The sequence below is a fragment of the Nonomuraea sp. NPDC001699 genome (assembly GCF_053596455.1).
This window is the reverse complement of the sequence record NZ_JBSFGF010000013.1, coordinates 45,208-58,854: the sequence shown is the minus strand read 5'-3', so window position 1 is coordinate 58,854 and position 13,647 is coordinate 45,208. Positions and strand designations below refer to the sequence as shown.

The 13,647-nt window shown below is 73.9% G+C and carries 13 protein-coding genes; 8 read left to right on the top strand and 5 right to left on the bottom strand.

Annotated features, from left to right (window positions below):
* Positions 1-27 precede the first annotated feature (27 nt).
* The 3 genes from ACWCSU_RS32860 to ACWCSU_RS32850 form a co-directional block, all read right to left on the bottom strand.
* On the bottom strand, positions 28-3,342 hold the full coding sequence (locus tag ACWCSU_RS32860; RefSeq protein ID WP_449940150.1) for a BTAD domain-containing putative transcriptional regulator: 3,315 nt from the start codon (positions 3,340-3,342) through the stop codon (positions 28-30).
* Between the two features lie 102 nt (positions 3,343-3,444).
* Positions 3,445-4,320: a sigma-70 family RNA polymerase sigma factor gene (locus ACWCSU_RS32855; protein ID WP_357701682.1), complete on the bottom strand. Its 876-nt coding sequence runs from the start codon at positions 4,318-4,320 to the stop codon at positions 3,445-3,447.
* Positions 4,317-4,709 (bottom strand): VOC family protein, encoded by a 393-nt coding sequence (locus tag ACWCSU_RS32850; RefSeq protein ID WP_357701680.1) that lies wholly within the window; start codon positions 4,707-4,709, stop codon positions 4,317-4,319. The genes ACWCSU_RS32855 and ACWCSU_RS32850 overlap by 4 nt, the downstream gene beginning before the upstream one ends.
* Positions 4,710-4,926: 217 nt before the next feature.
* Between ACWCSU_RS32850 and ACWCSU_RS32845 the strand changes: the two genes are divergently transcribed.
* Entirely contained in the window at positions 4,927-6,069 is a 1,143-nt protein-coding gene (locus ACWCSU_RS32845; RefSeq protein WP_449940147.1) for a cellulose binding domain-containing protein, read from the top strand.
* Between the two features lie 124 nt (positions 6,070-6,193).
* Here ACWCSU_RS32845 and ACWCSU_RS32840 read toward each other — a convergent pair whose 3' ends face one another.
* Entirely contained in the window at positions 6,194-6,769 is a 576-nt protein-coding gene (locus tag ACWCSU_RS32840) for a TetR/AcrR family transcriptional regulator (protein ID WP_357701676.1), read from the bottom strand.
* 84 nt (positions 6,770-6,853) lie between these two features.
* Between ACWCSU_RS32840 and ACWCSU_RS32835 the strand changes: the two genes are divergently transcribed.
* The 4 genes from ACWCSU_RS32835 (at position 6,854) to ACWCSU_RS32820 (ending at position 8,820) form a co-directional block, all read left to right on the top strand.
* Complete coding sequence (locus tag ACWCSU_RS32835; protein WP_364092864.1) at positions 6,854-7,261, top strand: VOC family protein; 408 nt, start codon at positions 6,854-6,856, stop codon at positions 7,259-7,261.
* Positions 7,262-7,325: 64 nt separating this feature from the next.
* Positions 7,326-7,679: a hypothetical protein gene (locus ACWCSU_RS32830; RefSeq protein WP_357701672.1), complete on the top strand. Its 354-nt coding sequence runs from the start codon at positions 7,326-7,328 to the stop codon at positions 7,677-7,679.
* 70 nt (positions 7,680-7,749) lie between these two features.
* Positions 7,750-8,232, top strand: coding sequence for a tetratricopeptide repeat protein (locus ACWCSU_RS32825; protein WP_449940143.1), 483 nt, complete (start codon positions 7,750-7,752; stop codon positions 8,230-8,232).
* Positions 8,233-8,466: 234 nt separating this feature from the next.
* Positions 8,467-8,820 carry a beta/gamma crystallin domain-containing protein gene (locus ACWCSU_RS32820; protein ID WP_449940142.1) on the top strand — a complete coding sequence of 118 codons (354 nt, stop codon included), beginning with the start codon at positions 8,467-8,469 and terminating at the stop codon, positions 8,818-8,820.
* 164 nt (positions 8,821-8,984) lie between these two features.
* Here the strand turns inward: ACWCSU_RS32820 and ACWCSU_RS32815 are convergent, their stop codons facing one another.
* A complete protein-coding gene (locus ACWCSU_RS32815) occupies positions 8,985-10,109 on the bottom strand; it encodes a WD40/YVTN/BNR-like repeat-containing protein (RefSeq protein WP_449940140.1) in 1,125 nt (374 codons plus the stop codon).
* Positions 10,110-10,228: 119 nt separating this feature from the next.
* Here ACWCSU_RS32815 and ACWCSU_RS32810 point away from each other — a divergent pair, with 119 nt between their 5' ends.
* The 3 genes from ACWCSU_RS32810 (at position 10,229) to ACWCSU_RS32800 (ending at position 13,599) form a co-directional block, all read left to right on the top strand.
* Positions 10,229-11,218: a helix-turn-helix transcriptional regulator gene (locus ACWCSU_RS32810; protein WP_357709152.1), complete on the top strand. Its 990-nt coding sequence runs from the start codon at positions 10,229-10,231 to the stop codon at positions 11,216-11,218.
* Positions 11,219-11,416: 198 nt separating this feature from the next.
* The gene (locus ACWCSU_RS32805) at positions 11,417-12,250 is read left to right on the top strand and encodes a patatin-like phospholipase family protein (RefSeq protein WP_449940136.1); all 834 of its coding nucleotides are present in this window, start codon (positions 11,417-11,419) and stop codon (positions 12,248-12,250) included.
* 77 nt (positions 12,251-12,327) lie between these two features.
* Complete coding sequence (locus tag ACWCSU_RS32800; protein ID WP_449940134.1) at positions 12,328-13,599, top strand: MFS transporter; 1,272 nt, start codon at positions 12,328-12,330, stop codon at positions 13,597-13,599.
* Positions 13,600-13,647: the final 48 nt, after the last annotated feature.

The following is a 13,647-nucleotide window of genomic DNA, read 5'->3' as shown; positions in this document are numbered from 1 at the left end:
GTCGGGAACAGAGTGCGCGGCCCGTCTCTATGTGCACTTGTCGAGGGCTTGGCGGGCCCTTGTCAGCCAGTAGGCCGCGCCCGCCCGTTCCAGCAGGCGCACCGCCGCCCGCAGGTGGGCGCGTGCCCCGTCGTGGTCGCCGAGCGCCAGCAGCGCCTCCCCCAGGTGGCCGTCGTACGCGCCGTCCACCGTGGTGCAGGTGCCGTTCACGTGCAGCAGCCCGGCGAAGGGGCGGAAGGCGTCGTAGACCTCCCGCACGACGTCCGCCTCGCCGAGCCGGATCGCCGCGTGCAGCCGGCACATGGTGGCCATCGCCCAGTGGTAGTCGCGCGGCGGCGCAGGCGTCTCGCGCAGGAGCCGGCGGGCGCGTTCGTGCTCGCCCAGGTCCGCGAGCCCGCTCGCCAGGGCGTAGGCGGGCCCCGCCAGGCCGGTGCGCCGGGCCGCCTCCTCGATCCAGGCCACCTCCTCACCGAGGCGGTCCTGCTGGATGAACGTCTCGGCCCGTTCGGCGAGCATGGACACCTCGAAGTAGGCGAGGTCGGCGAACGACAGCGTCGCCCTGACGGGCTCGACGTGCCGGGCCGGTTCGGGCACGCCCTGGAACAGGTCGAGCCCCACGTGCGCCACCGCCGCCTGCAACGCCAGCGTGGGATTGTGCAGCTCGCGCAGCGGCGTGCCGAGCTCCGCCAGCAGCTCCCGGGCCTGCGCGACCCTGCCGTGCACCGTGAGATGGACGACGAGGTGGAGCTGGGCGATCACCCGGAGCTGGACCGACAGGTCCGGCTCAGCCAGCAGCCGCCGGGCGGTCCCGGCACGTTCCTCGATGAAGTCCTGTCCCTGCATGGCGAGCAGCCGCAGGTGGAGCACGCGCCGCAGCAGCTCCCGGTCGCCCAGCCGCTCGGCCGCCGCCACGGCCGCCGACGACACCGCGCCGACCTCGTCCTCGCGACCGGTCTGCGCGAGCACGACGGCCCGGACGGCCTGCGCCGTCGCCCAGGCCGGCGAGGACGGCGGCAGCTCGCGCACGGCCCGGTCCGCCGCCTCCCGCAGGGCGGCCACGTCCAGGCCGTACCGGAAGGGCACCCAGACGCCGTGGCCCATCGCGATGTCGGCGGCCCTGACGGCCCGGTCCAGGTCGTCGCCGGCCATGGCGAGCGCCTGCTCGACCGCCTCGTAGCCCTCGTCGTACCGGCCGGCGGCATAGCGGCTCTCCGCCAGCCCGACGGCCAGCTCGAACCGCTCGCCCGCGCCGGCCCCGGCGGGCTCGGCCGCCGCCAGCGCCTCCTGCCAGGACACGGCCGCGTCGTCGGGCGCGTGCCGCCGCAGGGCCGCCCGCGCGGCGCGGGCGGCGTAGTCCATCGCCATGCGGGCGGGCTCGGCGCCCAGCTCCGCCGCCGCCAGCCAGTGCCGCGCGATCACCGCCGCGCGGTCGTCCCGGTCCCCGTGCAGCTGGGTCAGGACGCTCGCGACCTGCTCGTGCACCCGCGCCCGCCACAGCCGCGACCGGCGCGACGACAAGGCGTCGGTCACCAGGGCGTGCGCGAACTCGTAGCCGCCCAGCCGGTAGGACGACTCCCGGATCAGCCCGGCGGAGAGCGCCGCGTCGAGCGCCGGCAGCAGGTCGCCGACCGTGCCGCCGGCGACCCGGGCCAGGACGACCGCCTCGAACTCGTCGCCCATCACGGCGGCGAGCTCCAGCACGCGGGCCGCCTCCTCCCCCAGGCCCGCCACCCGGTGCAGCACGACGTCCAGCACGCCTCGGGGCAGCTCCTCGCCCGCGCGGGCCAGCTCGGCGAGGAAGAACGGGTTCCCGGCGGTACGCCGGCGCAGCTCCTCGGCCCCGCCGCTGCCCGGGTCGCGCCCGGACAGCTCCCGGACCAGCGTGCGCACCTCGTCGGCGGCGAGCCCGTCCAGGCCGAGCCGGCGCGCGCCGAGCCGCGACAGCGCCGACAGCGTGGCGGTGAGCGCCGACGCCTCGTGCCGCCGGAAGGTCGCCACCACCAGCAGGCCCGGCCGGGCGGTGGAGGCCACGTGGACCAGCAGCCGCAGCGTCGCGTCGTCGGCCGCGTGGACGTCCTCCAGCACGACGACCGCCGGGCCGACGGCGGCCAGGAACGTGCCGACCGCCTCGAAGAACCGCAGCCGCGCCCCCTGTGCGTCGGACGCCGGGACGGCCGCCGGCCCGCCCGACAGGAACGTGCCGACCTCGGCGGGCAGGGCGGCCCGCGGGGCCGCGGCGGCGAGGTCGCGCAGGACCCGTTCCCAGGGCCACAGCGCGGGCGCGGTCTCGTGGTCGGGGCTCGCCCCCCATCCGACGGGCACGTCGGCGGTCGCGCGGAAGCGCTTCAGCAGGCTCGTCTTGCCGACGCCCGGCTCGCCGTCCACCAGCACGACCTGCCCGGCGGCGGACGACGCCTTCGCCGCCTCGGCCAGGAGCTCCAGCGCGCCCTGCCTGCCGACGAAGGGCGGCCCGTCCGCGGGAGGCTCGGGGGTCCCGGCCGTCCGTGCCCGCGGTCGCTGCGGGGAAGACGGGGTGGCGGGACGGTCCGGCGCGAGCGGAGTGGCGGGGCGGTCCGGCGCGAGCAGTGCGGCGTCCTGGCGCAGCACCGCGCCTTCGAGGTCGCGCAACCGCGGCCCCGGGTCGATGCCCAGCTCCCCGGCGAGCACCTCCCGCACCCTGCGCAGGCACGCGAGGGCCGCCGCCTGCCGGCCCGCCCGGTAGTGGGCCAGCACCAGCAGTTCCCAGGCCCGCTCGCGCAGCGCGTGCTCGCGGACGAACGGGTCCAGCCGCGCGACCACGTCCGTGTGGCGGCCGAGTTCCAGCAGGGCGGCGGCCAGCCCTTCCACGGCGTCCAGGCGTACCTGTTCCAGACGGGCGATCTCGGGCTGCGCCCACTCCAGTGCGCGCACGTCCGCGTACGGGTCGCCCCGCCACAGGTCGAGCGCCTCGGTGAGGGCGTCCGCCGCCTGCTCGTGCCGTCCGCCGGCCAGGTGGCCGGACCCGGCCGACACGAGCGTCCCGAAGTCGGCGGTGTCGAGGGCGAGGCCGGCGGTCATCAGTCCGTACCCGTCGGCGGCGCTCACCAGGACGGCCGGGGTCGTGCCCGGCCGCCGGTCGGGCTCCAGGCGGCGGCGCAGGTTGGAGACGTACACCTGGAGGCTCGCCTGGGCGCTCGGCGGCGGGTCGCCGGACCACAGCCGGTCGGCCAGGAGGTCGGCGGGGAGCACGCGGCCGGCGTGCATGACGAGGAGGGCCAGCAGGGCTCGCTGCTTCGGCGGTCCGACCGGTACGACCTGCCCGGCCACGACGAGTTCCATGGGCCCGAGGACGTTCAGCCGCACGCGCCCATGGTAGGGGCCGCCGTTGAACCGGTCCAGATGCCGCATTTCCCACACTGCCCGGACCGGCTCGTCAGGGGAAGGACCGGTCCGGGCGGACCCGGCTCAGGCCGGGGCGGGCAGGTCGATCGCGGCGAGCCTGGCCGGGTCGGAGACGATGTGGATGCGGGTGATCCGGCCACCGGTGACGACGAAGGCGATGACGGACAGCGGGGTTCCGTCGGCGCGCCAGGACATGTGCCCGGGGATGCCGTTGACCAGCACGGGCCGCTGGGCGGCGACCTCGCCGCCGAACCTGCGGGCGCCGGTCGCGACCGCCGTGGCGCCGAGGGTGACGACCATGCCGCCGGGGGTGTCGACGGTCAGCTTCACGTCCGGGTCGAGGACGCGCAGCAGCGCCTCGAAGTCGCCGCCGAGCGCGGCGGCGCGGAACGCCCGGACGGCCTCCCGATGCTCCCGGCCGGAGCTCACGGGCCGGTCCGTGGCCCGTACCTTGCGGCGGGCGCGGGCGGCGGCCGTCTTGGCGGCGTCGGCCGACCTGCCGAGGATCTGGCCGATCTCCTGGAACGGCACCGCGAACAGATCGTGCAGGACGAACGCCAGCCGCTCGCCCGGGGAGAGCGAGTCGAGCACGACGAAGAGGGCCAGTCCGACCGAATCGGCCAGCACCACCTGCTCGTCCGGCGCGGGTTCGTCGGCGGGCGTCACCACGAGGTCCGCGAACTCCTGCCCGTAGGCCGTCTCGGGGTGGGCCCGGCGGGATCTCAGGAGGTCCAGGCTGATGCGGCCGACCACGGTGGTCAGCCAGGCCGCCAGGTTGTCGATGGCCGCCTCGTCCTGGCGGACCAGGCGCATCCAGGCTTCCTGGACCACGTCCTCGGCGTCGGCGTGCGAGCCCAGCACACGGTACGCGACGGCGCGCAGCCGGTCGCGCTGGGCCTCGAACGCCTCGGTCAGCAGGCCGGACGGGTGGGCGTTCACGGCTTCCGCTGCTGCCGGAGCGAGACCCGGTTGCCGTCCGGGTCCACCGCCTCGACGCGCACGCCGAACGGGTAGTCCACGGGTTCCGGCTCCTCGAAGGTGACACCGCGCCGGCGCATGATCTCGAAATCCTTGCGCAGGTCGTCGGATTCCAGGATCAGCGGGCCGGGCGAGCCGTTGCGGTCCGCGCCGCCCGGTTGCCCGGCGGAGTCGGCGTGGGGCCACAGGAGGATCTGCACCGGGCTGCCGGGGACGCCCACGGTGAGGAATCGCCCGCCGGGCGCGGGGGCGTCGATGCGCTTCTCCAGGCCGAGGCCCTCGGTGTAGAACTCCAGCGCGCGGTCCTGGTCGGTGACGTAGACCGTCGTGTACATGATGGTGGTCAGCATCCTGCTCTCGTTTCACTCGTCGGTGCGACGACCGTTCGTTCTCGGTCGTCACCCCCATGACGAGCGCCGGCGGGAAAAGGTAACACGGCTGGTCCGTCCCGATTCGCCGGCCCGGCGCAGTCACGGCTTTACGCGGGGGGGAAAACTCGTTCACGATCACTGCGAGGGGGTGCCGGCTCGATCAGAAGGGAGCCCCATGCGGCTCTGCAGACGGTCCTTGGGAGCGATTGGCCTCACCCTCGGATTCCTCACTCTGGCGTTGTTCCTCGCCGTGCTGGCGATCGGCCCGACCGGGGGGACGGCGCTGGCCTCCGTCCCGAAGGCGAAGGGCGTCCCTGTGGCGCGGGGCGTTGCGGCGAAGGGGGTCGCGGCGTCCGCCGACGCGCCGCCGACCCGTCCCGGCGGGCTGCGGCCCTGTCCGGTGCCGTTCGCCGCCAACCCCACCGGTTACGCCTCCATCTGCTGGTCCGCCTCCTCGGACGACACGGGGATCGCCGGCTACGACCTGTACCGCCTGGACCCGGGCGGCTTCGTCCTCGCCGGCACCACGACCAGCACCGTCGGCGGCTTCTCCGGCGAGCTGAACCACCTGTACACGATGTACGTCGTGGCCAGGGACCTGGCGGGGCACCTCAGCCCGCCCTCCGCCCTGATCACCGTCCCGGCGACGCTCGGGATGACCCCGACCACCTCGCCGACCCCGCTGCCGGGCGACCACGTGCCGCCGTCCAAGCCGTCCGGGCTGCGTGACGCCTGCCTTCAGGACTATCCGGGCGTCACGTTCTGCTGGCAGCCGTCGAGCGACAACGTGGCGGTGACGGCGTACGACGTGTACCGCGAGACCGCGACGGCGTACGACAAGGTCGGCACGGTCCTGCCGCCGAGCCTGAACTTCGCCGAACCCGGCCTGGTCGTCGGGCAGCGCTACACCTACGTCGTGGTCGCCAAGGACGCCGCCGACAACCTCAGCGTGCCGTCGGACCCGTTGTCCGCGCTGGCCAGGGAGGGTCTTCCGTCGCCGAGCCCGTCGACCGGGCCGGCGTGCACGGTGACGTACCGCGCGATGACGGCCGGGCCTCGCCTGGACGCCGAGATCGTCGTGCGCAACACCGGCACGGCCGCGGTCGACGGGTGGACGCTGACGGTCGACTACCCGGCGGCGGCCGCCGTGCGCCTCGTCTCGGGCTGGTCCGCGAACTGGACCCAGGCCGGTACGGGGGTGGCCGCCGCGAACAAACCGTGGAACAAGGTCATCGCCGTCGGGTCGGCGACCCAGGTCGGGTTCACCGCGGCGTTCAGCGGGGCGCCGCCTTCTCCGGCGAGCTTCGCCCTCAACGGGAAGCCCTGCGCCACCGGCTGACCTACGCCGGCTTCGGGGCTGCACGTCGGGGCCGATCACGACGGTCAGCCCCGAGGCTGCTCGCCGGGGCCCCAGCGAGCGTGCGCCCGCGGTGACGGGGGGCCGTGTCATCGTCGGCCGCAGCTCACGCCCGTAGTGCGTCGAGGAGGCGGGACAGGGCCGCCTGGGTGTCGGCCAGGTCGTCGGGGGCGGACTGCGCCAGCCAGAGCGCGGCCTCGTTCATCGCCCCCGACAGCAGGCGGGCCAGCGGCGCGACCGGCTGGGCGGGGATGGAGCCGTCCGCGACGAGGGCGGCCAGCGCCTCGGTCAGATGCCGGACACTGGTGGCCTCGTCGATCGCGCGCCACTCGTTCCAGCCGAGCACCGCCGGGCCGTCGATCAGCATGATCCGCTGCACCTCGGCGTCGGCGCCGGCCGCGACGAACGCCGCACACCCCGCCTTGAGCTGCGCCCACGGGTCGCCCTCGGCCTCGGCCGCCGCGGCCACCCGGTCGGCCACCTCGCGCTGCACCTGTTCCAGCACGGCCCGGAAGAGCTCGGGCTTGCCGCTGAAGTGATGGTAGAGAGCGCCTTTGGTGACGCCGGACTCACCGACGATCTCCGCCAGGCCCACCCCGGCATAGCCCTTGGTCGCGAACAGGCGTCTTGCCGTGACGAGCAACGTACGCCGCGTGCGTTCCTTCTGCTCCGTCCTGGTCACTGCGTCCCCTTTGACATACCGACGGTATCCCAACTAGCGTACGCCCACATACCGTTGGTACGTGAAACTTGGAAGGAGCAGCGCATGGAACTGAGCAGCGTGTATCCGGTGGTGTGCACGGCCGATCTCGCCGCGTCGAAGGACTTCTACGTCCGGCTGTTCGGATACGAGGTGACCTTCGAGGCCGACTGGTACGTGAGCCTGCGCCGCGGGCCGTACGAGCTCGCCCTGCTCGACCACCGGCACCCGACGCTGCCCGCCGCCTACCGCCGGCCGGTCGCGGGACTGCTGATCAACTTCGAGGTCGCGGACGTCGACGCCGAATGGGAGCGGCTGGTCGTGCGCGAAGGGCTGGCCCCGGAGCTGACGTTGCGCGACGAGGACTTCGGCCAGCGGCACTTCATCGTCGCCGACCCCAACGGCGTCCTCGTGGACGTGATCACGCCGATCCCGCCCTCGGGCGAGTACGCGTCCCAGTACGCGCCCGCCTGAGTTCGGCCCGGCGGGACTCGGACTGGACCCGTCGCGCTCATGGGGAAATCATGGGAGGGTGCGCATGGCCTTCGCCCATGAGGCGACGATCGACATGGAGGCGCACGGTGACGTGCGCGCCCCCGGCGCGGCGATCACCGTGGCTCTGTGCGGGCACTGGGAGCACGAGCCGCCCTGCCCGATCGCCCCGCACCACACGACCGCCGAGCGCCGGGACGGCGCCGTCCACCTGCGCGTCCTGTTCGCGGCCGACGCGGAGGCGGCGGACGAGGTCCGGGCCCGCATCGACGCCGCGCTCGCCCGAGGGGCGCTGGAGGGCCCCGACGGGGTCACGACCCGATGGCGGCTCCTGGACACCCGCCCCGGACGCCCGCACGCCGAGGAACTGCCGCACGCCGAACGTCTCCGGAACAGCTGAATTCCACCGAATCCCGGCGACCCGAACCAGTACGCCGACCACGTTTTCCCGCGTCAGTGAAGGAGCGCCGATGACCGCCGATCCGCCGATGACCACCGATCCGACGATGGCCCGGATCGGCCAGGGGGTGGAGTTGCACCACCACCAGGGGCGACCCGAGGCCGCCCGCGACTTGTTCGCGCGGATCTGGGACGACATCGGCGGCGAGCAGGGCGACCCGCTGCACGTCTGCGTCCTGGCCCACTCGATGGCCGACGTGCAGGACGACGTGCGGCAGGAGCTGATGTGGGACCTGCGGGCGCTCGCCGCCGCCGACCGGGTCACCGACGAGCAGGTGGCACAGGCCGGGGTGGCGCTTCCGGTGGCGGGGCTGTACCCGTCGTTGCACCTGAACCTGGGCGACTGCCATCGCAGGCTGGGCGAGCTCGACCGCGCCCGTGAGCACCTGCGGCAGGCCCGGGCGCGGATCGACGTGCTCGGCGACGACGGGTACGGGCGACTCGTCAGGGGCGGCCTGGACCGGCTGGCCGGATTGCTGGGCGAGCCCGCCTGAGCGGCCGATCCCGACACAACGGCTTTCTCGCCACCATTTTCCATCGCATTCAACGCCATTTCCGGCGAATATCGAGCACCCGCAATGCTGGCTGAAATTCTCGACTGCGCGACGAACAGAGAATTGCGTTCTGCGGGAGTGTGAAAAGGAGTCCGAGCGGCGATATCACTTTGAGTCAACGAACGGTGCCACTCCGTCACGAAGAGCGCACCGGTCTCCACAAGAGGAGAGTCTTTGATCTCGAAGAGCAAGAAGAACGTCCGTTCCGTGGCGGTGGCGCTCGCCGCGGCCGCCGCCTTCACCGCCACCATCCCGATCAGTCCGGCCTTCGCCATCGATCACGTCGAGTGCCGCGGCGGGGAGAACTTCCTGAAGATCTGGTCCCACCTCAACGGCCGCGACAGCGTCGACTGCTACGCCAACCGCGGAAGGACCGACTTCGGCGGATGGTGGGTCGACAGGATCTCCACCGGCAACAACGACCTGATCTACTACGACGCCAACGGCGACTCGGTGAAGATCGAGCGCTGGCACGACATCAGCTTCCCCAACCGCCCCCCGAAGGTCAGCTCCATCGAGATCCTGTGACGGGTTGACCTGCTGTGGCACCGGCTCGGCGAGCGGGACGGGCCCAGCGGGGCCGTGACCACCGCCGCCCACCGCCGCCAACCTCGCCCACCTCGACGGGCGGAGTGACGCAGCCGTGCGCCCACCCGGTGACGGATCACCGGGTGGGCGCGCGGCGGCGGGGGTTACGCCTCTTCGGCCACGCCCAGGTACATCACGTTCGGGTACGCCGGGTTGAAGGCGATGGAGGTGACCCGGTCGTACGGGTTGTGGTTGATGGTGACGCGGTTCTTACGGGTCTCATACTTGTAGATGTCGGTGCCGATCCCGGACCAGCCGGTGCCGAAGTCGAAGTAGAGGACGTCGGCGTCCTTCGGGTGCGGGGCGAGCAGGGGCCCGTTGGGAATGGTCACCGTGGCGCTCTGGTCCACGACGGAGGTGAAGTTCCTGCCTCCGTCGTCGGAGCGGTAGATGTGCCGGCCGTCCGACGGCGCGCCGCCCTCCGTCTCCGCCATGTCGAGCCCCATCGCCCAGACGACGTTCCCGGCGGCCGGGGAGATCGCGGCGCTGAACACGTTGACCCGGCCGCCGGGCTCGGTCAGCCCCTCGGCCGAGGTCCAGGTGCGGCCGCCGTCGAAGGTGACGCGGGCGCCGAGGTCCGAGGCGCCCAGCACCACGTGGTCAAGGTCGCGCGGGTCGAACACCGCCGTGTAGGACATGCGGGTGTCGCTCGGCGTCCAGGCCGGCACCCCGACGGGCTGCCACGTGCGCCCGCCGTCCAGCGACTCGCGCAGCTGGCCTTCGAGGTCGGACGTCCGCAGGCGGTCGCCGTTGCCCCGGTCCACGCCGAGCCCGATCAGGTCGCCGCCGGGCGCGGTGAGCGGCGTGACGCCCTCGGGCGTGGCGAGCGCGACGTTGCCGTCGCGGTCCCAGGCGTAGGCCCGGCCGCCGCGGGCCGCGACCAGCTCGATGTACCAGCCCTTCATCTCGCCGGCCACGTTCCAGGTGCAGCCCGCGTCCTTCGAGGCCAGCAGCTGCCTGTTGGACATGGCCAGCAACTGGTTCGGGTTGTCGAGCGCGACGAGTCCCGTGGTGTAGACGATCGGCCCCAGCACCTTGCTGGTGGACGCGATCTTCTTGCCGTCGTTCCACGCGTACGTCACGGAACCGTCACCGGCGACCGTCTGGCAGGACGGCCGGCTCCAGCCCGCGCCGTCGAAGCCATCGCCTGAGTTGCTCGCCATGGCCGGCGCGGCGGCCGACAGGACCGTCAGCGCGGTCGCGATTCCGATGGTGAACGCCTTCTTCAACACTGCCTCCCCGACAGGAATGTCTTAGATGTCCGGTTCTATCGGTGAACACGGCGCCCAGGCCAGCCCTGACGGAGGCAGGTTCACGCCATGGCAGGTATCTGACACACTGTTTGATCATGAACGCGCACGACAACGCCCTCGCGGCCGTCGGGGTGGACGCCGAGGACGAGCTGATCTACCGAGCCCTGCTGCACCGGCCGCGCGCCACGCTGCCCGAGCTGGCCGCGCACACCGGCCGCACCACGGTGGCCCTGCGCCGCGCGTGCTCGCGGCTCGAAGCGCTCGGCCTGGTCAGCCGCATGGCGGGCCGCCCGGTCCGGTACGTGCCGACCAGGCCGGACGTGGCCGTCGCCGCCCTCATCTCCCGCCGCGAGGAGGGGCTGGCCCAGGCCAGGCTGGCCGCGCTCGCGCTGCTGGCCGAGACGCCGCGCACGGAGAACCTGGCCCCCGAGGAACTGGTCGAGGTGGTGCAGGGGCAGGCGGCCGTGGTGCAGCGGTTCACCCAGTTGCAGCAGACCGCGACCGAGGAGCTTCTGGTGCTCGACCGGCCGCCGTACGCGCAGGACCCGTCCCAGCAGAACGCGCCCGAGATGGAACGTCTCGCGCACGGCGTCCTGGTACGCGGTATCTACGACGCCTCGGCCCTGGAGATCCCCGGCAAGCTGCGGCTGGCCCAGGAGTCGGCGGCGGCCGGCGAGCAGGCCAGGGTCAGCCCCGAGGTGCCCATGAAGCTGGCCATCGCCGACCGGCGGACCGCCATCCTGCCGCTGAGCACCCACGCGTCCGCCCACTCCGACAGCGCGGTCATCGTGCACTCCTCGTCGCTGCTCGACGCGCTGGTCACCCTGTTCGAGGTGCTGTGGCGGTCGGCGCTGCCGCTGCCGCTCTTCGACGCGCACTCCCGCCCGGTCGACCTGCCGGACCCCGAGCTGTTCGCGCTGCTCGCCGCCGGGCTCAAGGACGAGGCCGTCGCGCGCCAGCTGGGGGTGAGCCTGCGCACCGTGCACCGCCGGGTCAGCGAGCTGATGGACCGGCTCGGCGCCCGTACCCGCTTCCAGGCCGGCCTGCTCGCGGCGCGCCGCGGCTGGTGGGACGCGGACGCCTGACCCCGCGCACATCGGGCCGGGGCTGCTGCCGCGCAACGGCTTCGTCCGCGAGGGGGTGCTGCGCTCCTCCAACTGGGCTCGGGCTCCTCGTCCGGGAGTGGAAGCCGGCCGCGCGGAGCTGGGCGGCGTCCCGGACAGGCCGCTCATGTCGGCGGCCCGGTCCATGACCGGGCGTCCCGATGGGCGTAGCATCGCAACATGATCTTCTCTGCGGGAGAGGCCGGCGTCGCCGTCGTCCTGGGTCCGGGCGGCCCTGTGGGCACCGCCTGGCTCCTCGGCCTGGCGGCGGGCCTGCGCGAGGCGGGCGTGGAGCTGTCGGAGGCCGATCTGCTCGTCGGAACCTCGGCGGGCGCGATCGCCGGAGCCGCCCTGGCCGTCGGGCGCGACCTGGACGAGCTCGCCGAGCTGCCACCCGCGCCGCCGGAAGGCCGGATCGGGGACCCGACCGTGATGCCGCGCGTCCTTCGGATGCTCAACACGCCCGGCGCCGACCCGCACGAGGCGCTGCGCCAGGTCGGCGAGCTCGCCCTGCGGGCGGACGCGCTGCCCGAGGAACGGCATGTGGCCGCCATGGAACGGCTCGTGGGCGCCACCACCTGGCCCGACCGGCCGCTGCTGATCACCGCCGTGGACGCCGGGAGCGGCGAGCACGTGGTCTGGACCCGCGACAGCGGCGTGCCGCTGCACCTCGCCGTCGCCGCCAGCAGTGCCGCGCCCGGCCACGCCGCCCCCGTCACCATCGGCGCGCACCGGTACATGGACGGCGCGCTGGGCGGCGGGTCCAACGTCCACCTGGCCGACGGCGCGGGCACGACGGTCCTGGTCGAACCGCTCGGGCACATGTTCCCGGGTCCCCGGATCGAGGCGGGGGTGCGGATCGTGCCGGACGAGGCGGCGCTGGAGGCGTTCGGGCCGGACGTCGGTGACCGGAGCCGATGGGGTCAGGTGTACGAGTCCGGGCTCCGCCAGTCCGCCGGCCTCGCCGACCGGATCAGGCCGTACCTGGCGGGAGGCCGTTCCGGCCCGGTCTGAGCGCGCGGCCGACCGTCTCAAGTCCTAGGACCATCGCCCGATCCGCCGTCCGCGGGCCGAAGGTCACACTGTGACGCGTGCTCGTCTCCCCACCGCGCGATCGCGCCGTACGTCTCTTCCTCGTGGGCATGTTCGTCGACGCCCTCGGCAACGGCCTGTACGTGCCGCTGACCCTGCTGTTCATCCAGCGGGTCACCGGCCTGCCCATGCCCGTGGTCGGTCTGGGCATGACGCTGGCGGCCACGGTCGCGCTGGCCGCGAACCCGGTCGCCGGGGTGCTCATCGACCGGTTCGGCACCCGTACGGTGCTGGTGGGCACGTACGTGGTCCGCGCGCTGGGCTTCGCGCTCTACCCGCTCGTGGACGGCTTCGGCCCGCTGGTCGCGGTCGCCGCCGTCATCGCGGCCGCCGACCGCGCGTACTACCCGGCCGCGAGCAGCCACGTGGCCGTGCTCGCCAGGGGCGAGGGCAGGGACCGGCTGTACGCGATGCAGGCCACGGCCCGCAACGTCGCCTTCGGGCTGGGCGGCCTGCTGTCCGCGGCCGCCGTGTCGCTGGCCGGTCAGACCGGTTTCGCGCTGATCGCGGGGCTCAACGCGGTCAGCTTCGCGACGGCCGCCGCCTGCCTGCTGTTGCCCCGCCGCACCGAGAATCCGCGCGGGACGGGCGCGCGGGAACCCGGCAAGCCGCGCGAACGGGGCGGCTACCGGCGGGTGCTGGCCGATCGGCCGTTCATGGGGCTGGTGACGGCCGAGGGGGCGTTCACGCTGACGCACCTGCTGCTGCCGGTGGGCATGCCGCTGTACGTCGTCCCGGTGCTCGGCGCCTCGCCCGCCCTGCTGGGCCTGCTCTACACCGTCAACACGCTGCTCGTCGCCGCGGGGCAGCTTCCCGTACGCCGGTGGCAGCGGCGTGCCCGGCGTACGCACGCGATGGCGCTGGCCGGAGCCGTGTTCGTGCTGGCCTGCGGCCTGTACGCCGCGACGGCGCTGCTGCCCGCCGGCCCGCCGCGGATCGGCGGCCTGCTGGCCGCCACCCTCGTCTTCACCCTCGCCGAACTCCTGCACACCGCCCCGGCCGCCACACTGGCCGCCGGGACGGCCCCTCCGGCGCTGCGCGGCCGCTACTTGGCGGTCCACCAGATGACCTGGTCGGTGGGCCAGGTCGTGGCGCCGGTCGCGTTCTCGGCCCTCGCCGGCGCGGCCCCGCCGCTGATGTGGGCCGCGCCGGCCGCCCTGCTGGCCGTGGCCTGCGCGGGGCTGCTGCGGCTGTCGCTCCGCCTGCCCGCGGAGGCCGTGGCGGCCCCCGTCGCGGCGGGGAGCGGCCGCGCGCACGGCCCGGCGGCGTGAAAACGGCCCCGGCGCCGAAGCAGCGAATCGCGGCAGGCGCGCGTTCCT

Coding starts and splice junctions, on each gene's coding strand:
- ACWCSU_RS32850 (WP_357701680.1), bottom strand. CDS start 4,709: ATGCTGACCACCATCATGTACACGACGGTCTACGTCACCGACCAGGAC.
- ACWCSU_RS32835 (WP_364092864.1), top strand. CDS start 6,854: ATGGAACTGAGCAGCGTGTATCCGGTGGTGTGCACGGCCGATCTCGCC.
- ACWCSU_RS32830 (WP_357701672.1), top strand. CDS start 7,326: ATGGCCTTCGCCCATGAGGCGACGATCGACATGGAGGCGCACGGTGAC.
- ACWCSU_RS32825 (WP_449940143.1), top strand. CDS start 7,750: ATGACCGCCGATCCGCCGATGACCACCGATCCGACGATGGCCCGGATC.
- ACWCSU_RS32810 (WP_357709152.1), top strand. CDS start 10,229: ATGAACGCGCACGACAACGCCCTCGCGGCCGTCGGGGTGGACGCCGAG.
- ACWCSU_RS32805 (WP_449940136.1), top strand. CDS start 11,417: ATGATCTTCTCTGCGGGAGAGGCCGGCGTCGCCGTCGTCCTGGGTCCG.